Consider the following 21,551-nt stretch of genomic DNA (forward strand, 5'->3'; position numbering starts at 1 on the left):
GAGCCTTAGTATCAGATTTCTGTTCGTCGAGCCAAGATTTTATTCCACGCTTCCTCCAGCCCTTACCTCACGATAAGTACCTTGCGCTTCCTTAGTGGTTGGTCGATGTGTACCCCCACAGTGGACTCTCACCACCTAGATAGTTGCCATGCCTGGCACACAAGAAAAAAAGCCTGTTTATACAGACTTTTAGTCCTTGCTTTTTTTCCTTAGCCATACTTGTCGTTCAAAACAGTAACGCACAATCAGTTGCTTATCTACCTCATCTGTATCGGAAAATTGCAACGATGCCAAAGTGATAGCATCTCTTTGCCATATTCGAATCACTTGAGCAGTTGTCGATACGTATTTAATATCTCCATTATTAAACGGAAGTGGGATCAATAAAGATACTTCATCATCTGCTTTAAATTTCACAGCACGATTTAATACGACAGCCGTCCCTCCAGCACTAATATCATCGGTTACAAATGGATATTTTTCTCCCTCGAATTGTACCGATATATCAAGCGTAGCGACTACACGTACAAAATCTCTCCGTTGTATTTTGATAATTTCCGAATCTCCTGGATAGGAAAGTTTAATCATTGGGATTTGCCCTTTTCTTTTGCCTAGAACTTCTGTTTGAAAAGCAAAAGCAGCCTTGGACTCTTCGGTATAAGAAACACGAAGTTGTGTTCCGTCCATTAGAAAGACGGTTCTACCCGTAATTGTATCAACTGGATAATCTACATAGATCGCATGATCATAGCTATCTACAATTTTACAACGATACTTTTCGGCATTTTCCGAAACCGTTGGCTCTAGAGTGAGAACTGTCCCAAGTTTAATATTCATAAGCAACCCTCTTTAAGTGTCATAATATACTTATTATGACACTTGAAGAGACGTATATCTATAAAAAATTTGTTAAGGCAGTTTTTCTGTGTGTAATATTTCATGCGTTTCCGTATCAATATACGTTTTATGTGTGCCAATCGAATCATTTCTCGTTAAAACTTCATAAGCAAGACGTTGTTGCAATTCTTTGTTTTCTACATATGCTAATCTTTCTTCTTCGACCGTAAAATCTCCTGAAAATATCTCTTTATAATCTATTGGTACAACTTTTTGTTCCCCAATATTTTCTTTCTGAATGTATTCCATTGCATTTAAGCCTAGGAGTTCTCCATTATCTTTTGCAATTTTCAAATGCATTCCGTCTGCGTAGATGAGTGCATCGTTATTTGGATCAACACGCGCAAAGGCTAAATGCCAGGCAATATGGTTTTCTCGATACTCCACCATCTCCGTGTCTGTATAGCCGAAAGATTTCAAATAAGTACTTGATTTTTCTTTCATCTGTTCTACACTTATCGTTGTATTATCAAAAGGTCGCTCTAATAAATAAGAGAGCAAATGACCACCTTTTTTGGTGAAATCAGCATATCCGATTCGAATCCCCTTATGAAATTGTATATGGTAGAAAGGATATGGGGCATCTGCTCCACTTTCCGTAATATGAATTGTCGCATCTTTTAATTCCGGAAATAATTTAAAGAAATTTTGTTTCACTTGCTCCACAGTTACTTCGGAGTCTTTAATATGTTGCAAATCTTTCTTTTTTTGTTTATCCGTTTCGCTTGCTGTCATAGGAAAGTCACTTTCTGTATAAGCTTTTACTGAATCGCCGAGCGTTTTCCAGTTTTTTTCGTTTTCTTTATTTGCTTTATTATTTACAAAGGAAGTAACGATATAATCCTTTTTGCCAGCATTTCTATTCGTAAAAGCCCATTGATCGGATAGCGATAGTAAATTTCCTCTCGCATCCTTCATACTTTTTTGCCAATCCTCAACCGGTATCTTACCTTCTTTCACTAAGGAAGCACTATTTCCAATTCGGTTTAAGTAATTCATCCATACCGTAGAGGTCTCATGATCTATTGGCAGAGCTGATATTGAAGCACGTATATCGGAAGAAAGTCTCCATACGTCTTCTAAAGGCTGATCGAGTACCTCCTTATCCTGAAAGAGTAATGTTTGATCAATAGAGTCACTTAGTTTTATTAATTTTTCAGATGCAGATGTTAATTGATTGGAATATTGAGTTGCAAGGGCATTTTCTAACCGAGTATTTTTAGACTGGACATTAAAATGGTACACAAGGAATACGGCTGCAGCAGAAACAACGATTATCCATATAAATTTTTTCATATAATCTCCTTATGCACAAAAAATATGCTGTCCGATTGTTTTTATTTGTGGTCGTGACCAAATCCATTTACTTGTTGCAGTCTTTGGATTGAAATAATAAATTGCATTTTCAGTAGGATCCCATCCATTTAACGCATCGAGGACCGCTTCTTTTGCACGTTCATTTGGCTCTAACCAAATTTGACCATCCGCTACTGCTGTAAAAGCCAGTGGTTGGAAGATAACTTCCGAGATTGTATTTGGAAAATCTGGATGCTCTACTCTATTTAAAATAACAGCAGCAACTGCCACTTGTCCTTCGTAAGGTTCTCCTCTAGCTTCCCCATATACAGCATTGGCAATAAGTTTTAAATCTTTTTCTGAATATTTAGGTGGAAGTTGCATATTAGTACTGTCAGCTTGTTTATTTTTCACTTGTTTTTCTAAATCCTCTCCACCATACGTAGTAAAACTATTTCCTTTTTTAATTTGTTCATGCACAAATTCTTTATTGAACTCAGAAACACTTACAAGCTTTTTCTTCGTTTCCTCTCCTAGTAGTCCATCGATTGGGAGTCCATATTTTTGTTGGAAATTTCGAAGCGCCCAGTATGTGTTATATCCAAATTTACCATCTATTTGACTCGTGTAAAATCCAGTGTATTGAAGTCTTGACTGTAATTCAATTACATCGTCACCATAAGCTCCGCGTTCTACTATTTGAGTGGAGAAAGCCTGAGTAGGTTGCTCTTGCTGTAAGATCGCGTAACTCGCTGCACAAAATACTAAGCTTAATAAGATATACCTTAATTTTTTCAAACATCATCTCTCCTTTTTATCTAGCATGGATAAGATGTGCTCAAATATACAAAAAAAATCTAGCGCTATGCTAGATTTCTTCTCTCATATAAAATTGATGTTGTTCCATTCTCTTATGACGCGATAAAATATGCGCTTTTTTCGCTTTAGATAAACCAAACAACCATAAAAATAACATGAAAGGTACGATTAACAGTAAATCTAATCCTTTAATGATCAAAATACTATTATAAATAGTATGTAATACAAACGAAGCCAAAAAAGCATACATAATTTCATTTTTCGCTTTTCTAGAAGCTGCAAATTTTGCCCTTCCTAAATAATAACCCATTACTATACCAAACAATGCATGGCTCGATACAGGTAATAAGGCGCGTATAAACGCCTCTTCCATCCCGAAGTTTAGTAAAAACAAAATATTTTCTACCGTTGCAAATCCGAGCGCAACACTTGCACCATACAAAATCCCATCATAAGGATCGTCAAACTCTACATGTTTGTAAATAACAATAACTAATATTAGCCATTTAAAAAATTCCTCCAAAGCACTTGTAACAAGCGCTTGATGGATAAATAAAGAAGAAAATAGTTCCTCCTCTTGAATAACGTGTTGGATAAATAATATTGGAAATGTTAATATGGCACCATATATAAAAGAATGTAATAATAATTTAGAAGGTTCTTTCGCGATTTCTTTACGTAAATAGAAATAGCTTAAAAGTGCAAGTGCTGGTGCAATTGCAACGGAAAGCAGTATGAACATAAGCGTACTCCTTCCATTTGATTATCTTTATTATACTACTTTTTTTCGATAAATTGTAAAATTCCGGAGGTTTTATAATGAAATCTATATTACTTATTCATACAGGCGGAACTATTTCCATGCAAGTACAAGAAAATTCAGGTGCTGTCGTACCTACAGAAAATAATCCGCTTACTTTAGAAGCCGAAAAGCTTAAACAATATGCCAATATTTTAGAAATAGAAGCTTTCAATTTACCTTCTCCACATATTACGCCAAAAGAGATGTTCAAATTGAAACAAATAATAGAACAATATATGCAAGAACAAAATATTGACGGAGTAGTGATTACCCATGGAACGGACACATTAGAGGAAACGGCTTACTTTTTAGACTTAACTATTAATACTTCTATACCAGTTGTCATTACTGGAGCAATGCGATCCTCCAATGAAATAGGATCAGATGGACTATACAATTTAGTTTCTGCTATAAAAGTTGCTTGTTCAGAAGAAGCGAAGGACAAAGGGGTATTAGTAGTATTAAATGATGAAATACACACTGCTGAGAATGTGACAAAGACGCATGCTAGCAATGTTAGCACATTCCAAAGTCCTCAATACGGACCGATTGGCTTTATCTCAAAAAATATTGTACATTTTCACCATACACCTCTTCACCGCACTGTGTTACCTATTCAAGGTATTTCAAAAAGGGTAGCACTTTTTAAAGTATATGCGGGAATGGAGCCTGATTTATTGGCTGCATCCATTCAATTAGGATATGAGGGTATTGTATTAGAAGGGTTTGGTCAAGGCAATGTACCCCCCATCCTTATCCCGATAATTGATGAAATTTTAGAAAAAGAAATACCAATTGTGATTGTCTCCAGATGCTTTAATGGGATAGCTCAAGACGTATACGGTTATTTAGGTGGAGGCAAAGGCTTAAAAGATCAAGGCGTGATGTTTGCTAATGGGCTAAATGGTCAAAAGGCAAGACTAGCATTACTTATCGCTCTCCATCACACCGACCCTAAAAATGCTATGAACAATATCTTTTCGATTTAGGAAATAAAAAACTGCTAGTGTACGCAATTTAATGACAATCCTTAACAGCCATCGTCATCTCATTCGAAGTAAACTTGATAAATTAAGAATTGGTTGCTATCACCAGCAATTTGGTTGCTCTAGTGCTGAATTGGTTGCTTTCCGAATAGAACTGGTTGCTTTCAATGATTGGTTTGTTGCTCTCAGCCATTTACTGGATTCACACAATCAAAAAACTGTAAAAGATTTTATTATTCGCTAATACAGGAGAAAAGCGCAAAGATGTCTAGTTTTCTTTACGCTTTTTTTCTATTTCTTTTGCTATCTGGTCTCCGTGGAAACGGCCATTTTCTATAAATATTTCATTCGCATTATTGCCTGCAGCTATAACTCCTGCTATAAAGATTCCCTCTATATTTGTCTCCATCGTATCTAAATTATATGTAGGGCGACCAGTTGATGAATCTATCTGGATACCCATTTCTCTTAAGAAGCCATGGTCCGGATGGTAACCAGTCATTGCAAATACAAAATCATTTTTTATTTGGAATTCCCCATTTGGCCCTATTAACGTGACCAACTGTTCCTCGATTGATGCTACTTCCGTGTCAAAATGCATATCGATTTCGCCATTTCGAACGAGTCCTTCAAATTCCGGTAATACCCATGGTTTAATACTCGGAGAATAAGTACTTCCACGATACACAACGGTTACCTTTGCTCTTGCTTTGTTTAACTCAAGTGCTGCATCGATTGCTGAGTTTTTCCCACCAATCACCAATACTTGGTGATCAAAAAATGGATGCCCTTCTTTAAAATAATGACTTACTTTCGGCAAATTCTCACCAGGTATACCCATAAAATTCGGATGATCATAATAACCGGTTGCAATTATGACATACGTTGAACGATACATTGCTTTCGATGTTTGTACGATGAAATGATCCTCTCTTTTTTCCACCTGTCTAACATATTCATATTTGTTCACTTGTATGTTTTTCAACTTTGCAACTTCTCTATAGTAGACTAATGCTTGATTTCGCTTTGGTTTTCGTTCTTCTACGATAAAAGGCACATCTCCAATTGCTAGCTTTTCACTTGTGCTAAAAAATGTTTGATGGGTAGGGTACTTATAAATTGCTTCCACAATATTTCCTTTTTCAATTACGAGTGTATGTAAACCAATCTTTTGCATCGAAATTGCAGCCGCTAGCCCACATGGCCCCCCTCCAACGATGATGACATCAACTTGTTGTATCACTTGTAAAAACTTCCTTTCTTTACACTTTCAAACGGTGTTTTCATTCACCGTACATTGTAATAATATGACACTCTGATTTTGCCCCTAATCGAAGAGGCACACCCGTCGTTCCAAAACCATTACTAACAAGCTCCGCACTATTTTCTTTTTCTTTAAAAGCACCATTTTCATAAATGCCAAAAGGTCCGAATCGAATTTGGCCGCCATGCAAATGCCCCGCTACTAATAAATGCGGTTTACTCACTTTTTTAGCATTGTTAAAATAGGCAGGCGCATGTGTGATGAAAATAACAATATCCTCTTCCTTCACTTCTTGAAATGCGTCATATATTTTCACTTTACCACTAAATCCATCATTGACTCCAACGAGGCGAATCGATGTGCGGTCAATAATTCGTTCCATCGATTGATTCACCAATAGATGAACGCCATTCTTTTCGAGAAGTTGGATTAGATTTTGCTCTCCCACTTCCCGGTCATTGTTGCCAAATACATAAAAAACGTCCCCTAATTTTTTTAACTGCTCGATATTATGTTCCGTTCGATGTAGAGGAACCCCTTTTTCGGTGAGATCCCCACCTATAATTACGATGTCTACTTTACCCATAAGCGAGTGGATAAGTTTGCTATCTATTTTCCGACGATGAATATCTGAGATAAAAAAAAGATGGACTTGCGCGCCAGGTCTCATTTCTTCCACTCGGAGTGTATGTTTTTTTACATTTACTTGAAATGCTAAGTAGAGCATGTAAAGTAGAAGACAAACTGCAAAGCCGGCTGCTACTAATAGGTAATATACCAACGAAAAACCTCCTCATCTTAACGTGCAAAAGGACAGGGAATTCCCCCCTGTCCTTTAAAGCTTTCACTACCTAATCTTATGAATTGTCTTTTTCAGCATATAACTGTGTATATTTATATATGCAACTCAGATTCCAAATGACTTACTTTATATATATTTGTTAAGGCAAGATTAACTTTTGGCCAGCAGCAATAGCATTGGATGATAACCCGTTTGCGGATTTAATTTTTTCGACTGCATTTGGATCATTGTAATAATTGATCGCAATGCGGTATAGTGTTTCATTTTCTTTAACAATATGGGTTTTAGAAGGATCTTGTTGTTTTGGTTGTTCTACTTTTGGTTGTTCTACTTTTGGTTCCTCAACTTTTGGTTCTTCCACTTTCGGTTCTTCCGTTACGGAAGGTTGTTCAGCTTCTTTGTCTTCTTTATCTTCTTCCGCATCTTTTGGGGCATTCGTAATATTCTTCGTTTCTACTTGAATGATGCCCGCTTCTTGTACTTCTTCAACTTCCTTAGGCGTGTAAATAAACTGCACATAAAGAAAAAAACAAATAGGAAGTAGTATAAAAATACAAAATAATGTTGGGATTAAGACATTTCTGGATTTTTTCTTCGCTTTTTTCCCAGAATTGGATCTTCTACGACTTCTTAGTTCTAACTTATCGTCTTCTATACCGATGGATTGTCTATGTTCATCTATTTTCTTTTGATAGTCGTCTTGATTCATATTTTTCAAACTCCATTTCTGCCTTTATATCTACTACTATTATGCCGAATTTTGTTGAAAAAGTAAACTTCTCACGTGCATTACGAACGTAGTAGTTTATCTAATTGCATTTTCCAATCCAGTTCTTCCCTATTTTCCGTCGGTTGTTTTCTGTTATCTATAATTTCGTTAATATGAAGCGAACACTTGGAACAACAGTGCACAGGACGAGTCGTTAATTGTTCATCAAAGTAGTGCAACAGTTGTTCTCTAATACATACTCCATTTTGCAGTATCGTATAAAGGCGCAGAATTTCAGTCCATTTCTTTTGTTTAATCGTTTGGAATAAGTTTGTCGTCTCTTGTTCTGTTAACACTTCTTTCCAGTATTCTAATATTCTAGCGGTCGTTTCTGGTAATTGAAGCTGTATATTATCGGATTTATATGCGAGTCGAATATCTGCTTCTTCCGGGAAGTCTTGCATCGCGACATAGAATGCCTGCTCCACATCTGTTGCTGTAAATAGTAAAGAAGCAATCGATTGCACTCCATCTCTTGCAGCCCTACCTACTTCTTGCATATAGCTTGCTATGGATGTTGGAATATGGTCATGAATAATTTGTCGAATATTATCTTTATGTATCCCCATTCCAAAAGCATTCGTTGCACATATCCATTCCAATTGTCCTTGTTGAAACTGTTGCTGGACTAAAATACGATCGTCTTGATCCATCTTGGCATGATAATAAGCAACTCGAATACCTCTTTTTTGTAATTCATTTGCATACATCTCTGTTTTTTTTCGCGACTGCGTATATAAAATACCCGGACCACTAGTAGAAGTAATTCTGCCAAGGATCCAAGCTAGCTTTTCTTGTGTATTTTCCACCTCAACTGCCTCATATGCAATCGCAGGTCGATCAAGGGAATGGATATATTCATAAGGCTCTCTCATTAATAAAGTTGATTTAATATCTTTTACTACATTACTAGTTGCCGTAGCAGTTAAAGCGAGGACATTTGTTTGTCGGAATTGTTGTAGCCATTTAGCGATTCGTAAATAATCTGGCCTAAAATCAAATCCCCATTGGGAAATACAATGTGCTTCATCCGCGACGATATATGCAATACGTATACTGGAAAGTGCATGATTAAATCGCTCGTTTTGCAGCATTTCCGGGGAAGTAAATATAAATTTATAAGTAGATAAATTTCGAAAAACCATCTCTTTTTGCTCAAAAGATAAGAAAGAGTTTATCGCAACAACTCGTTTCTCTCCTAACATTTTCAATTGTTCCACTTGGTCTTGCATTAAAGATAGTAAAGGAGACACAATGACGACAGCCCCTTCCATCAAATAGCCCGGCAATTGGTATAACAACGATTTCCCCATACCAGTTGGCAATATCGCAACGACATCTTGTCCCGCTATAACATGTTCAATTATTTCTTTTTGCCCTTCCCTAAATGAATCGTAACCAAATTTATTCGTCAATACTTTAGTCAACTTATCCATTTACTTCTTCCCCTTTAGTTAGCGCTAATCTAATTTGAAAATAACTTAAATCGGGTACTCCCTCCCGAATGATTTTCAACTTTTTCGTTTGTCGTTCTTGCGCTATTTGTAATACTTTTTGAACTTGTTCATCTGAAATAAAAGATTGGATTGGAAAATTTGGATCTACTGAAACAATTTCAATGACATGGTCTTCAATCGTATTTTCTTTTAAAAAACGTATGCGGGCGATTGCTTCAATCGAATATCCTTTTTCAAATAATTTACTTGATTTTAAAGCTGAGTCGGTTAAAGGATTTTGCACATAAATATTCTTCGTTAAAGCGTGGAAATCCGGGTATTTCTCTTCCGTTATCTCATTTAATAGAATATGTAAGCACTCGATGAATAATAACTTTACATCTAAAACAGTCATATGGTAGCGGGTAGCAAGTTGCTCCCAAGTTAACCCACTATTTTTGTACCCACTTAAACGGTAAACAAACAAATTACGGTGGATTTCAAGTAAATGAGGATTTTCGAGTAAATCACTTAATTGATGTTTGAAATTTGTCCCAAACGAACTCGATTGAAAATCTCTTTGATGCAAAAACTCTTTGACAAACTGATGAATCTCATTACTTTTTTGAACAGGCACAAACTTTTTTTCATTTTCTTGAAATTGGGATAACGTTTGAACGATCAATTCCATACGCCCCCAAAAAACAAATTCTTTTCCTCGAAGTTTATATCCATTATAATAAGGACGTCTTGAAGAAACGATTTGATGCAAACCTTTTTCAGTTATCGATATTGTAGATTCATTCATAACAATGAAATTTTGTGTTAGAAGTTTCACAATTTCGTCATCATATGTTTCTTTTGCTAGTTTTGGATAGAGACAGAAGTATGGATGCAGGTTAAAATACGTCACATCTTGAATCGTTTGACCTGATTTTTTTCCTTTTAATAAATAATAAGGTGCCGTAGATGAACGTTCCCCTTGAAATTGGTGTATAATTAATAACAGTAATTGTTGAAAATACAATGGAAATCCCTCACATTTGAAAGTATTTTGGTTGAAATATAGTGAAAATATCATTAGAATGAGTAAGATAGCAGATTCGTGAAAGCAGATATAAAGGAGAGAATATAGGAATGGCTAAATATACAATTGTTGATCAAGATACATGCATCGCATGTGGTGCTTGTGGCGCTGCTGCCCCAGATATATATGATTATGACGATGAAGGAATTGCTTTCGTTATTTTAGATGATAACATGGGTACAACAGAAGTTCCAGATGAACTACTAGAGGATATGGAAGATGCGTTTGAAGGATGCCCAACAGATTCTATTAAAGTTGCAGAGGAATCTTTCGAAGGCGACGCATTAAAATATGAATAGATAAGCATTACATTCACTTGGAACAACTTTTCAAGTGTGCTGGACTTGCATGATCGTTACATTGTTGGGAAAGGAATGTCCGAAGAGTCAATTTCGGGCATTTTTTTACTCTAAAACCAATATAACATATCCAAATGTATGTTTCTATTTTTCTAAAAAAAGGGTTGTTTCTCTTATTACAGAGAAACAACCCTTTTAACTTTAGTTTATATTTGCAGTGCCAAATGAATGGGTCACTTTATCTAATAATGGTTTTATTCGTTTGAATAACACAATCATAACAACTGTCACTAATATTCCTTTTATGAGGTTAAACGGTAATATACCGAAAATAATGGAGTTAAATAATGCTGTACCAGTCTCCATTGGGAAATTTAAGAAATAAGCATACATTGGTAAAAATACATAATAGTTTAATACACTCATCCCAATTGCCATCGAAATCGTTCCGCAAGCTAATCCGTACGAAATTCCTTTAGAAGATGTAGCTTTACGATAAATCAAATAAACCGGCGTTATAAATAAAATACTCGTTACGAAGTTCGCCATATGACCTACTGGAACACCAGTCGGACTTCCGGAAAACAACCAATCTAATACATTCTTTAAAAATGCTACGAGAACACCAGCAATAGGTCCCATCGTAATTGCAGCAATTAGTGCTGGGATGTCACTAAAATCCACTTTCAAATAAGCTGGTAATACTGGTAGTGGAAATGCTAGTAACATTAGTACAAACGAAATACTACTCAACATTGCGATTGCGATTAACATTCGCGTCTTACCTTTTAACATAAAATCCTCTCTCCTTTTGCGATTCACTCCACAAGAAGAAAGGTTCAGCACGTTTTTTTATTACTCAAAAAATCCCTTAAGCTATTACTAGGCTTAAAGGAGTAAAAGGTACACTTAAATAAGCGTATCCGTATTAGAGTATACGAAAAACGACTGCACCTTCACCTTCTCCCATCCAGACTGTACTGTCGGCTTTGGAATTTAACCAAATCAACCTTAACTTAACGGCTCGCGGGCTGAAGAAACAAAGTTCTAATACCGCCGGTCGGGAATTTCACCCTGCCCCGAAGATGAATCAATATTTTATTGTCCTTCAAGCACTTTATCTTGAATTAAATACATCTTATCAAAGTTTCATATGTAATGCAATACAGTTGCTCAAAAACATTCAAAACATATTTATTTACTTGGTATTATGCTTCCATCAGAACTACAAGCATAAAAGCACAAGCGTCGTAGTGAGTTGAATGAAGTGTCCGCTGGGATTTACGATGCAGGTAGGACGCTTTCCTCCGAGTGAGCGAACGAGCTATCACCGCCACTTGCGCGTACGTTGTGATAGCTCATTTGCTCACAGAAGAACAAAGGCTAAGAGCGCCACATCGTGTGGCAACGCCTTCGTGACCAACATCCTATTGGCCTCGGCTGGAATCGCTGCCCTTGCGATTCAATCAAAGGAAATTGTTTAATTAACAGTGCCGATCCGCTAAAAAACTAAATATTAACCAGTATTTCAATTGCGTGTATCCAGTAAATGGCTTAGAGCAACTGATTGGTCATTGAAAGCTACCAGTTCTATTCGTAAAGCAACCAAATTGCTAGTGAAAGCAACCAATTCTCCAAATAACAAGTTTGCTTAGATCGAGACGATGATGACTATGAGGTATTATTTATAAACATTGCACAAATGGGCCACAATGTTGTGCGTTTGAATGACAACGTTGCGCGAATGCCATACAATGTTGCGAGTAATGACTGTAACGTTACGCTTTTTATTGAGCAATCTTATCCAGATAAATAAAGTGGATATACTTGCCGTAGCGCGCAAGGTGTGGCAAGCACGAAGGCTAGGGGTTACCATAAGACGGATTATCCCTATATCACATACAATATGAAAAAATGCGCGGAAGTCATGACCAAGTCACTACTTCCACGCATCTCCAAACAAAAATTATTCATCATTCATAATAAACCCATTCGGTCCTACTGGAACTGGAAGAGGCTTCATTAAATCGAACTCTGCCCACTGTTGTTGCACTACATTTTCTAGCTTCACTTCTGTTCCAAAGCTCGCAGCCGTTAACGCAAACGCTTCTAACAGCCTAGTTGCTGTAAACGGATCTAACGTTTCTAAATCAAGTGTTTCATCAAATCGTATGACTGCAACACCATCCTGCTCCGTGTATGCGAACGAAACATTAGAAGGAATAACTGAAGTATAGAAATCATTTCCTACATCTTTCATTGCCAATAACGCTTCAGAAAGAGAGTCATATGAATCCCCAAAACTAGGAGACAAATAATTCTCGCCGTTATTTGCATGATAGAAATAATAATTATAGTGACCTAATAAGCCAGGTAATTTCCTCGGCTCGTTTAGTTCGCCAGCTTGATCCCATTCTAATAATGTTCCATCTTCATTTACAGGTAAAATCGTATCAAAATCGGTAAATATTTCGTTCAATGATTGCCCGTAAGTTGTGGTAGTACCAGAAGCCATATCATATCCATGATCCTTAGGTAAATAATGTTTCAACAGTTTTCCTTCTACCCCAAAATGCCCTTTATACGGGTGATATTCCATAAATCCTAACGCTTCCTCATCAATTCTACCCGCATATCGTTCATATAGTTGCAAACTAGTCGGGGTCATCCCTGGGAAATCAGCTTCGATTCGTTCTTTCGAAACAATAATCGTAATAGGAACAGTTAATGCATTCTCGATTAGTGAAAAATGAAAAGCAGTTCCTCCATTTAGGCTATCTTTGTAAACAGCAGTCGTTTTATGGAGTGGGATTAACTCTATATTAAAATCTCCGATTGCTGTCATCGTCGTCATTTCATTTGCCTGATCAGCCTTTGTTTCTTCTTCCATTACGGATGCGCTTTCTTCTGTTTTTTCCATAGAGCGCATATTTTCTTTAGGTGCGGTGTTATCGTATGCGCTATCTTTGGACATCGTTGATTCCTCTTGATTTGTATAGGAAGAAACTAGGAATGTCAGGAGAACGATCGCAGCAACGGAGACGATTATAGGCATCCATTTAGAAAAGGATACTGCAATTATTTTTCTTTTTTCTTGTTTGACTTGAGCATCTATTTCTGTTTTTACCCGATTATACACTTCTTCCTTAGAACGATGATCTGTAAATTTGGGCATATTTTGTAAAAGCTCATCCACTGATTGCTGTTCTTTTTTTCTATCACTCATGATGAACTATACCCTCCTTTTCTTTTGCAGATAATCGTTCGCGAAGCGCTTTTATTGCACGATGTTGCGTTGTCTTCACTTTCCCTTCTGACCAATTTAATACTTGTGCTGTTTCTGCAATGGAAAGCTCTTGAAAATAACGCATAATAATGACCATTTTTTGATCACCTGTACAATCATCGAGAGCTATGAGTAATGTTTTCATTTCATCGTTTAACTGTACCGTATCTTCTGGTAGCATGTCGGAAGAGGGAAGTTGCATTGTCTCCCAGTCAAATGATTCAAACAATCGCTTTTTTCGTACTGCCTGTTTCCTAAAGTGATCAATCGCCACATTTTTCGCGATGGAAAATAACCATGTTTTTTCCGAACTCTTTCCTTCGAATTTACTGTAAGCTCTTAATACTCGTACATATACTTCTTGGACCAAGTCTTCCGCAGTTTGCCTATTTTTTACTAAATAAATAAGAAACTGAAAAACGTCTTGATGATAACTATCATACAAGCGGTGGAAAACGGAGTCATTCATAAGCTCCCCCCGTTCTTTTAATTAGTCGTTTCATGTACTGTTTTGTTTCACAGTCAATTATGCTTCGATGTAATTGTGTCCATATTTTGAATGGCGCTTGTGGCTTACAAGATGCTAGCTAGAATTCCTCCAATAAACAGGGGTCCTCCACCCTGCTTATTCACGTTAAAGGTATTTTAATAATGAACGCCGTCCCGACTCCAACTTCACTTTCGACAGATAATCTACCATCATGCCGTTCGACAATATTTTTCGCTATCGCAAGACCAAGACCTGTTCCGCTTTTTCCTCTTGTTCTCGCTTTATCTGCCTTATAAAAACGTTCGAACACAAACGGTAAGTCTTCTTTTGGAATACCGTACCCAGTGTCTTTCACTTCGATCATCAACTGTCCTGCCGTTTGCGTAAGTTTTACTGTTACGGAACCTTCTTTAGGAGTATGTCGAAGTGCATTGTCGATTAAATTAGTTAGCACTTGTTCCATCCGATCCTCATCGAGTTGTAAATGAATTGATTCTGATAATGTATGTTCAAAATATAAACGAATATTTTTTTCTTTGGCGATTTGATCAAATTTTTGCGTAATACGCTCAATGGTTGGTAGAACAGAAACTTTTTCTTTATAGATACTTAAATATCCCGATTCTAATCGAGCTAAGTCCAATAATTCCGTTACTAATCTACTCATTCGTTTCGATTCATCATAAATTATGCGGATCATTTCATTTTTGTCTTCTTCAGTCGTAACTACTTCATCGATAATCGCTTCGCTATATCCTTGCAACATCGAAATAGGTGTTCTAAGCTCATGTGAGACATTGGCGATGAAATCCGAGCGCATCTTATCTAAACGATGTTGTTCTGTCATATCACGAAGCACTACGACAGCCCCACGAACTGAATCCTTACTATAAAGAAGACTGACGGATACGGAAAAATAGGAGCCTTGTATTTCTATTTCTTCATCAATCTCTTCTTCTTGGTGAAATACATGATCGAGTAAATGATACAGCTCTACAGGCAAATTAGATTGACCCGCCACTTCATTGTGTTCATGCCATTTCACGATTAACTGGTCCGCTTGCGGATTACTTACAAGCACGTTAAAATCTTTGTTAAATGTAATAACTGCGTCCGTCATGGATGTCAATATACTAGAAAGTTGTTCTTTTTCTTGACTAATTACTTCTACGTGATCCTTTAACTGGCTTCCCATTCGGTTAAAAGCAGCGCTAAGCTCCCCAATTTCATCTTTTTGTACATATAAAACCTTTGTTTCGAAATTTCCTTTAGCTAATTCTAATGCAGCTTCTCGCATCGTTCTAAGTGGAGAAGTAATACGTGAAGATAAAAAGAATGAGAACATAGTCGTCAGTAATAATGCGATAAAACCAGATAAAAAGACAATTCGAGTAGTATGATTAGAAGTTTTGTTAACTACTTCTAAACTTTGATAAATAAAGACCGCTCCGTGTATTTCTTTATCAGATTCTAAAGGAGAAGCGAGGATAATATAATTTTCCATTCGGTCTTCTTCCGTCATAGACGGCATAAGCGTCTTTTTAATAATGGTGTTATTTGTTGTATATATATTAGATAACTCTTTATCTTCCAATAATTTTTCTTGAAAAACCTCTTTGTTTAACCCTTCATGCACTGATAAAAATACGGACTCCGCATTTCGCACGATTAACGCACTTGTTTCCGCTCCAAGAATATTTTGGATAATTTGCATGGAGTCTTCTATTTGATCGTATTGTTCTACTATTTTCCCTATGGTCGCAGCTTCCTGTCTAAGTGACTCTTCTGCTTGTTCCGTATGGAAGTTCTCCAAAAACTCTAACATTAAGACGGTAATGATAAACAGCACAAATAAGACGAGAAGCAATATGGTCCCCCATAGCTTCCCGACAACACTATTCCAAATTCTATTCATTGACAACCTCAAACTTGTAGCCTACGCCCCAAACCGTCACAATCATTTTCGCAGACTTTTCGGATACTCTATTCAATTTTTCACGTAATCGCTTTACATGTGTGTCTACCGTTCTTAAATCACCAAAGAAATCATAATGCCACACTTCTTTTAATAATTGTTCCCGATCAAATACTTTATCAGGTGCTTTCGCTAAGAAGTATAGTAATTCGTATTCTTTTGGTGTCAAACTCACTTCTACACCATCAGCAGTGACGCGATGCGCATCGTGATCGATTGTCAGATGTGGAAACACAACGATATCTTTCGATGTGGACATTCCTTGTACAGGCGAAAGAGCAGTAGAACGTTTTAAAAGAGCCTTTACACGAAGTACGACTTCTCTTGGACTAAAAGGCTTCACTATATAGTCATCTGCTCCAAGTTCAAAGCCTTCTACACGGTTAGCTTCTTCTCCTTTTGCTGTTAACAAAATAATCGGAGTTTCTTTCTGCGCACGTAATTCGGTCATCGCTTCTATGCCGTCTTTTTCGGGCATCATAATATCTAATAGTATGCAATTATATTCATTTTCTAGCGCGAGTTGTAGAGCGACTTCACCATTCTCCGCTTCTTCTACTTCGTATCCTTCTCTTTCTAAATACATTTTCAATAAACGACGGATTCGTTCTTCATCGTCAACTACTAATAGTTTAATCATTTCAGACATAATATCAGACCCTTCTATCAACTTCTAATCTTTATTGTACAATTAGTCTCACCAAATTGAAAGAAAAGCTCTTACCTCTTTTATGGGAGATAAGAGCTTTTCTAATTGTTTAGCTTACGCATTTCTATTAAGCATAGGAATGTAGTCCAGCAATAATTAAGTTTACTGCTATTAAGTTAAACATAATAATGATAAAGCCGATTAATGCTAACCATGCAGATTTCTGTCCTTGCCAACCTTTCGACAAACGAAGGTGTAGGAATGCTGCATAGAACAGCCAAGTAATAAGCGCCCAAACTTCTTTAGGATCCCAGCCCCAAAATCTAGACCATGCTTCATGCGCCCAGATCATAGCGAAAATAAGTGCTCCTAAAGTAAATACAGGGAAACCGATCAATACTGAACGATAACCGATCTCATCCAAAAATTGCGAATTCGCTTTTTTCGTAAATGGTTGTAATACTGCTGCAATTCGCTTTCTGAAGATTAAACGAAGCAAGATGTATATTACCGTTCCGAAGATGACAGACCATGTAACAACTGTCAGTTTTTTCGCATTTACAAGCGGTGGCATTTCCATTAACGGTTGCATCGCATTTTCGGTAATAGCTTCCGATTCATTCATCCCAAAAATAGGTGGCACATTATATTCCATTTTTAATACTTGTTCTTCTTTATTTACATAGTTAAATTCTACTTTATAATCTGCTAATGTAAAAGTAGTTGTAGCTACAATAAAACCTAAAACTAACACAGCAACATACATGACAGCTTCAATCCAAAAACGTTGCTTTGACTTTTTAGTCATGTCGATATTTTTGAGTAAGTAGATTAAACCGGCAACTGCACTAATTGCTAATATCGCTTCTCCGAGTGCCGCTGTTATGACGTGAATCGTTAACCAGTAGCTTTTAAGCGCTGGTATTAATGGTGTAATATCTCTTGGGAACATACTTGCATAGCCGATGATTATGATAGCGATTGGTAGAGCAAATAGTCCAAGTGCAGGTATTCTGTAGATAAAGTAAATTAATATAAACGCACCTACAACCAACATCCCAAAAGCAGTTGTAAACTCAAATAAGTTACTAACAGGTGCATGTCCTGCTGCAATCCATCTCGTAATAAAATAACCAATATTAGATATAAATCCAATAATCGTTACCGTAATAGCTAATTTACCCCAACGTTCAAAAGATTTCGAAGCTTGAGAGCTCGAACTCTTTACGGCACCTCCAAATAAAAAGGTTGCTACTAAATAGGCAACGAATGCTATAAATAATAAAGTACTACTTACTTCTACCATAATTATACCCCTTCCTCTTTATTCTCTTTGGAATCTTCATCTTGTTGATCTTCATATTTCGGAAGATTTGCTACTTCGGAAACTGCATCCATATCTCTGATTATACTAAGCCAGTTTTTATTCGTATGGGCTGCAATTACGACTTGCCCGTCTTCTAATCGCTGGATCCAAATACGTCGATGATTCCAATACGATCCTTGAGCTACCCCAATCATGAAGATAAGACCACCAAGCATAAGAATAGGAAGTGTTAAATCTTTGCGAATAGTTAAACCAGAAACGTCTCTTGTTTCAACGCTTTGAAAAGCAATTTTATGTACGTTTTCACCAAGCGGTTCCAGTGTTTCTTTAATCATAACAAAGCTCGTTTCCCCTTTTGGAAACTCTGGCGTATACATTTTCACTAAAAATGCTGGATTATTCGGCAGCGGTGATTTTGATTGTGGTACACCATCTTCAAATCCAGTAAAATCTGCGTAATAATCTAAAATTTCCACTTTGGACCCATTTTGCAATTCATAGACTGGTTCTGGGTCAGCTAAGTTAATCGTAAACTCTCCGAAGCTTTCGGCAGTTAGCTTATCTTGTAGCTGGAATGTCATCGATGCTAATTCATCTAAGCGAAAATCCATTTGGAAAACAGAAAAATTATCAAATTTAAGTGGTTTATTCACTTGAATAGCCGCTTCTTTTTCAAATGTTAAATCGTCTAAGTGCCCTGCTACTGCGCCTTCTGGTCCTTTATATAACGCTACGTTTGATTGATAGTTTTTGGCGATTGTCCCGACACGATCAATGGCATCTCCAAAAACTTCTTCTGATTCTTCTTTAGAATATGTTTCATAGATGAATTCTTTACTTTCTAAGAAATACCCATCTGTTTTTGGAATATATAACGTTTCACCTTCACGTAGCCACATCGTTTCATCGACATAAAAACCTGGCAACGCTCGAAGCATGACACCAAATAAGAACAAAATGAGACCTAAATGGTTGATGTAAGGACCCCAACGAGAAAAACGACCTCTTTCAGCAAGTAATGCATTGCCTTCACGTTTTACGTTATAGCGCATCGTTTTTAATTTTTCTTCCGCTTTTCTAATGGATTCTTCCCCATTTTCAATGTTTCCAATCCCATATAAACGTTGAAGTTTCAAAAAGCTAGTATGTCTTTTCGTTTTTTGTTTTTTCAAGGATTTGTATAGCGGTATTACCCTATCTAAACTTGCGATGATCAAAGAAATTCCAAGCATCCCAATAAGTCCTTGGAACCACCAAGAACTGTATAAGTCCGATAATCCTAACTTATAATATAATGTTCCAAATGTCCCATAAATTCGTTCATAGTAAGCAGCAATATCTTCTTCTGTTGTTGCAGGCACATAAAAAACTTGCGGCAAGATGGTCCCGATAGACGCCGCAACAAGTATAATTACAATTAACCACACACCGACTTTTACACTGGAGAAGAAATTCCAAACTTTATCTATGATAGTTTTGTTATATGTTTGGGAACGTCTCGCAGAACCTTCATACCGCATATCTACAAGTTTTTTATCCGCCGTTTCTTTATTTAATGGTCGTCCACAGCTTTCACATAACAATGTCCCAGCTGGGTTCACATTACCACATGTACAAACTATCTTGTCCATCTATAAAACTCCTTTAGGATGGTTTAATTTGCTCCATAAAATCTGCAATATCTTGCTCTGTCATTTGGCCTTTTATAATTTTTTCAATACGCCCATCTGGATTTATCAAAAAAGTGGTTGGTAAAGGTTCAATATTATAAGATTGCATGACACTTTTGTTTTGGTCTATAGCAATAGGAAACGATAAACCATAACTATTTTTAAAGCTATTCACTTTTAAATCGGATTCCCCAATATTAATCGCTAATGTTTGAACACCCTGATCTTTATAAACATTATATTGGTTGTCCATTGCAGGCATTTCAGTCGCACATGGCTTACACCAAGTACCCCAAAAGTTTAAGAAAACGCCTTCACCTTTATAGTCTGAAAGTCGATGTTGATTTCCTTCCAGATCCACTAAAGCAAAATCAGGTGCTTTGTCCCCTTCTTGAAGTACAGCGCTTTTTTCTTTCGTTAAGTTTGAGTATATTGTAAAGACGATGGCTATCGTCAGTACTGCTAAAATAGCAGTTCGAATATAAAATCTTTGCTTTTTAGATTGCGCCAAAATTGCTCCTCCATTTCTAAGCATCATCGACATATATTATACCAAAATATACATTTCAAAATGGTCCGACATTTGAAGGGTTTGTGAACATTCAAGTATTAGTTGCCTATTTTCCCAGTTTCAGCTAAAACGCGTAATTGTTTAATCTCGTGCGTTGTTAGCTCTCTCCATTCACCGGCATTTAGGCCATGCAATGTTAAAAACCCAAATCGTTCTCGCTTTAATTTTTGGACAGGAAAACCGACCGCATCAAACATGCGACGTACTTGTCTATTTTTACCTTCGTGAATAGTTATTTCTACGATTGCTTTATTCGTTTTACGCTCACTCGATAATAGTTTTACTCTTGCAGGAGCTGTTTTTCCATCTTCTAGCACAACTCCACGTTCTAGTGGTCTTAGTTGCTCTTTTAATGGAATCCCTTTTACTCTTGCAACATAAGTTTTATCTACTTTAAATTTAGGATGCGTTAATGCATATGAAAAGTCACCATCATTTGTCAAAAGTAGTAACCCAGATGTCTCATAGTCTAGTCTTCCTACCGGGTATAGTCGTTCTTTTACATGAGGTAATAAATCAGTTACCGTTTTTCTTCCTTTGTCATCCGAAACCGCTGAGATGACTCCTCTTGGTTTATAAAGTAAGTAGTATACTTTTTGTTCTTTTTCTAGTTTAACTCCTTCTACTTCCACTGTATCCGAATTCGAAACTTTTGTTCCAAGTTCTGTCACAACTTTCCCGTTCACTTTCACTTTTCCTTGGAGAATTAATTCTTCTGCTTTTCTTCTAGATGCTACACCTGCATGTGCAAGTACTTTTTGTAGTCTTTCCAATTCTTTCACCTCGTCCATTCTTTCCATACATATTAGTGAATTATGTCACACTTTTAGCGAAAATAAAAGAAGACAGTCTTTTATAAAAACTGTCTTCCACATTATTCCAATGACATATAGTGTTGCGTGCAATTGATTTAATGCGTTGTAAGGAAGTTATCGCTAGGATTTTCGCTGCAAGGCGGATGCTTTCCGTGGAGTGAGTGATGAGCCTTCACCGCCGCTTGCAGCGAAAATCCATAGAAAATATCAACTGATCACGGTTTAGTATTAACAAAATATGGCTGAACGAGACATTATCTACTCCGAACGCGACAAACCTGTCTAGCAGATGCTAGCTTGTGAGTTCGACT

At 36.8% G+C, this 21,551-nt stretch carries 20 protein-coding genes and 1 riboswitch; of the genes, 2 read left to right on the forward strand and 18 right to left on the reverse strand.

Annotated elements, in window-relative coordinates:
- Positions 1–189: 189 nt before the first annotated feature.
- The 4 genes from FG383_RS17165 to prsW form a co-directional block, all read right to left on the reverse strand.
- Positions 190–837 (reverse strand): flagellar brake protein, encoded by a 648-nt coding sequence (locus tag FG383_RS17165; RefSeq protein ID WP_142608626.1) that lies wholly within the window; start codon positions 835–837, stop codon positions 190–192.
- A 72-nt stretch (positions 838–909) separates the two neighbouring features.
- Complete coding sequence (locus FG383_RS17170; protein WP_142608627.1) at positions 910–2,193, reverse strand: PepSY1/2 domain-containing protein; 1,284 nt, start codon at positions 2,191–2,193, stop codon at positions 910–912.
- 9 nt (positions 2,194–2,202) lie between these two features.
- On the reverse strand, positions 2,203–2,973 hold the full coding sequence (gene sleB / locus FG383_RS17175) for a spore cortex-lytic enzyme (RefSeq protein ID WP_425467659.1): 771 nt from the start codon (positions 2,971–2,973) through the stop codon (positions 2,203–2,205).
- 88 nt (positions 2,974–3,061) lie between these two features.
- Positions 3,062–3,754 carry a glutamic-type intramembrane protease PrsW gene (gene prsW / locus FG383_RS17180; protein WP_142608629.1) on the reverse strand — a complete coding sequence of 231 codons (693 nt, stop codon included), beginning with the start codon at positions 3,752–3,754 and terminating at the stop codon, positions 3,062–3,064.
- Between the two features lie 77 nt (positions 3,755–3,831).
- Between prsW and FG383_RS17185 the strand changes: the two genes are divergently transcribed.
- Positions 3,832–4,803 carry an asparaginase gene (locus tag FG383_RS17185; protein ID WP_142608630.1) on the forward strand — a complete coding sequence of 324 codons (972 nt, stop codon included), beginning with the start codon at positions 3,832–3,834 and terminating at the stop codon, positions 4,801–4,803.
- Positions 4,804–5,068: 265 nt separating this feature from the next.
- On the opposite strand, the gene FG383_RS17190 is transcribed toward FG383_RS17185, so the two are convergent.
- The 5 genes from FG383_RS17190 to FG383_RS17210 all read right to left on the reverse strand — a co-directional run bounded on the left by FG383_RS17190 (position 5,069) and on the right by FG383_RS17210 (position 10,098).
- The gene (locus tag FG383_RS17190) at positions 5,069–6,040 is read right to left on the reverse strand and encodes a YpdA family putative bacillithiol disulfide reductase (RefSeq protein ID WP_142608651.1); all 972 of its coding nucleotides are present in this window, start codon (positions 6,038–6,040) and stop codon (positions 5,069–5,071) included.
- Positions 6,041–6,083: 43 nt separating this feature from the next.
- Positions 6,084–6,845 carry a metallophosphoesterase gene (locus FG383_RS17195; RefSeq protein WP_142608631.1) on the reverse strand — a complete coding sequence of 254 codons (762 nt, stop codon included), beginning with the start codon at positions 6,843–6,845 and terminating at the stop codon, positions 6,084–6,086.
- 160 nt (positions 6,846–7,005) lie between these two features.
- Positions 7,006–7,575 carry a LysM peptidoglycan-binding domain-containing protein gene (locus FG383_RS17200; RefSeq protein WP_142608632.1) on the reverse strand — a complete coding sequence of 190 codons (570 nt, stop codon included), beginning with the start codon at positions 7,573–7,575 and terminating at the stop codon, positions 7,006–7,008.
- 80 nt (positions 7,576–7,655) lie between these two features.
- The gene (locus FG383_RS17205) at positions 7,656–9,071 is read right to left on the reverse strand and encodes a RecQ family ATP-dependent DNA helicase (protein ID WP_142608633.1); all 1,416 of its coding nucleotides are present in this window, start codon (positions 9,069–9,071) and stop codon (positions 7,656–7,658) included.
- Complete coding sequence (locus FG383_RS17210; RefSeq protein ID WP_185907992.1) at positions 9,064–10,098, reverse strand: YpbB family protein; 1,035 nt, start codon at positions 10,096–10,098, stop codon at positions 9,064–9,066. Before FG383_RS17210 ends, FG383_RS17205 begins: the two co-directional genes overlap by 8 nt.
- A gap of 110 nt (positions 10,099–10,208) precedes the next feature.
- On the opposite strand from FG383_RS17210, the gene FG383_RS17215 reads away from it, so the two are divergent.
- Entirely contained in the window at positions 10,209–10,457 is a 249-nt protein-coding gene (locus tag FG383_RS17215) for a ferredoxin (RefSeq protein WP_142608635.1), read from the forward strand.
- Between the two features lie 201 nt (positions 10,458–10,658).
- Here the strand turns inward: FG383_RS17215 and FG383_RS17220 are convergent, their stop codons facing one another.
- The 9 genes from FG383_RS17220 to FG383_RS17260 all read right to left on the reverse strand — a co-directional run bounded on the left by FG383_RS17220 (position 10,659) and on the right by FG383_RS17260 (position 21,198).
- Positions 10,659–11,252 (reverse strand): ECF transporter S component, encoded by a 594-nt coding sequence (locus FG383_RS17220; RefSeq protein ID WP_142608636.1) that lies wholly within the window; start codon positions 11,250–11,252, stop codon positions 10,659–10,661.
- A gap of 159 nt (positions 11,253–11,411) precedes the next feature.
- Positions 11,412–11,548, reverse strand: a riboswitch (FMN riboswitch).
- An 875-nt stretch (positions 11,549–12,423) separates the two neighbouring features.
- Positions 12,424–13,683, reverse strand: a complete 1,260-nt coding sequence (locus tag FG383_RS17225) for a hypothetical protein (protein WP_142608637.1) — start codon at positions 13,681–13,683, stop codon at positions 12,424–12,426.
- Positions 13,676–14,212 carry an RNA polymerase sigma factor SigX gene (gene sigX / locus FG383_RS17230; protein WP_142608638.1) on the reverse strand — a complete coding sequence of 179 codons (537 nt, stop codon included), beginning with the start codon at positions 14,210–14,212 and terminating at the stop codon, positions 13,676–13,678. The genes FG383_RS17225 and sigX overlap by 8 nt, the downstream gene beginning before the upstream one ends.
- Before the next feature lie 160 nt (positions 14,213–14,372).
- Entirely contained in the window at positions 14,373–16,148 is a 1,776-nt protein-coding gene (locus tag FG383_RS17235; RefSeq protein WP_142608639.1) for an ATP-binding protein, read from the reverse strand.
- The gene (locus FG383_RS17240) at positions 16,141–16,857 is read right to left on the reverse strand and encodes a response regulator transcription factor (RefSeq protein ID WP_142608640.1); all 717 of its coding nucleotides are present in this window, start codon (positions 16,855–16,857) and stop codon (positions 16,141–16,143) included. Before FG383_RS17240 ends, FG383_RS17235 begins: the two co-directional genes overlap by 8 nt.
- A 127-nt stretch (positions 16,858–16,984) precedes the next feature.
- Positions 16,985–18,163, reverse strand: a complete 1,179-nt coding sequence (gene ccsB, locus FG383_RS17245; protein WP_185907993.1) for a c-type cytochrome biogenesis protein CcsB — start codon at positions 18,161–18,163, stop codon at positions 16,985–16,987.
- 2 nt (positions 18,164–18,165) lie between these two features.
- Complete coding sequence (gene resB / locus FG383_RS17250) at positions 18,166–19,815, reverse strand: cytochrome c biogenesis protein ResB (protein WP_142608642.1); 1,650 nt, start codon at positions 19,813–19,815, stop codon at positions 18,166–18,168.
- A 13-nt stretch (positions 19,816–19,828) separates the two neighbouring features.
- Positions 19,829–20,365: a thiol-disulfide oxidoreductase ResA gene (gene resA, locus FG383_RS17255; RefSeq protein WP_246097044.1), complete on the reverse strand. Its 537-nt coding sequence runs from the start codon at positions 20,363–20,365 to the stop codon at positions 19,829–19,831.
- A 98-nt stretch (positions 20,366–20,463) separates the two neighbouring features.
- Positions 20,464–21,198, reverse strand: coding sequence for a pseudouridine synthase (locus tag FG383_RS17260; protein WP_142608643.1), 735 nt, complete (start codon positions 21,196–21,198; stop codon positions 20,464–20,466).
- Positions 21,199–21,551: the final 353 nt, after the last annotated feature.

Source organism: Psychrobacillus soli (assembly GCF_006861775.1).
GTDB lineage: Bacteria > Bacillota > Bacilli > Bacillales_A > Planococcaceae > Psychrobacillus > Psychrobacillus soli.

Bases quoted from the DNA above. Each gene is read 5' to 3' on its own strand.
- prsW (WP_142608629.1), bottom strand. From the start codon at position 3,754: ATGTTCATACTGCTTTCCGTTGCAATTGCACCAGCACTTGCACTTTTA.
- FG383_RS17235 (WP_142608639.1), bottom strand. From the start codon at position 16,148: ATGAATAGAATTTGGAATAGTGTTGTCGGGAAGCTATGGGGGACCATA.
- FG383_RS17205 (WP_142608633.1), bottom strand. From the start codon at position 9,071: ATGGATAAGTTGACTAAAGTATTGACGAATAAATTTGGTTACGATTCA.
- sigX (WP_142608638.1), bottom strand. From the start codon at position 14,212: ATGAATGACTCCGTTTTCCACCGCTTGTATGATAGTTATCATCAAGAC.
- FG383_RS17185 (WP_142608630.1), top strand. From the start codon at position 3,832: ATGAAATCTATATTACTTATTCATACAGGCGGAACTATTTCCATGCAA.
- resB (WP_142608642.1), bottom strand. From the start codon at position 19,815: ATGGACAAGATAGTTTGTACATGTGGTAATGTGAACCCAGCTGGGACA.
- FG383_RS17220 (WP_142608636.1), bottom strand. From the start codon at position 11,252: ATGTTAAAAGGTAAGACGCGAATGTTAATCGCAATCGCAATGTTGAGT.
- FG383_RS17170 (WP_142608627.1), bottom strand. From the start codon at position 2,193: ATGAAAAAATTTATATGGATAATCGTTGTTTCTGCTGCAGCCGTATTC.
- ccsB (WP_185907993.1), bottom strand. From the start codon at position 18,163: ATGGTAGAAGTAAGTAGTACTTTATTATTTATAGCATTCGTTGCCTAT.
- FG383_RS17215 (WP_142608635.1), top strand. From the start codon at position 10,209: ATGGCTAAATATACAATTGTTGATCAAGATACATGCATCGCATGTGGT.
- FG383_RS17165 (WP_142608626.1), bottom strand. From the start codon at position 837: ATGAATATTAAACTTGGGACAGTTCTCACTCTAGAGCCAACGGTTTCG.
- FG383_RS17225 (WP_142608637.1), bottom strand. From the start codon at position 13,683: ATGAGTGATAGAAAAAAAGAACAGCAATCAGTGGATGAGCTTTTACAA.
- FG383_RS17240 (WP_142608640.1), bottom strand. From the start codon at position 16,857: ATGTCTGAAATGATTAAACTATTAGTAGTTGACGATGAAGAACGAATC.
- FG383_RS17200 (WP_142608632.1), bottom strand. From the start codon at position 7,575: ATGAATCAAGACGACTATCAAAAGAAAATAGATGAACATAGACAATCC.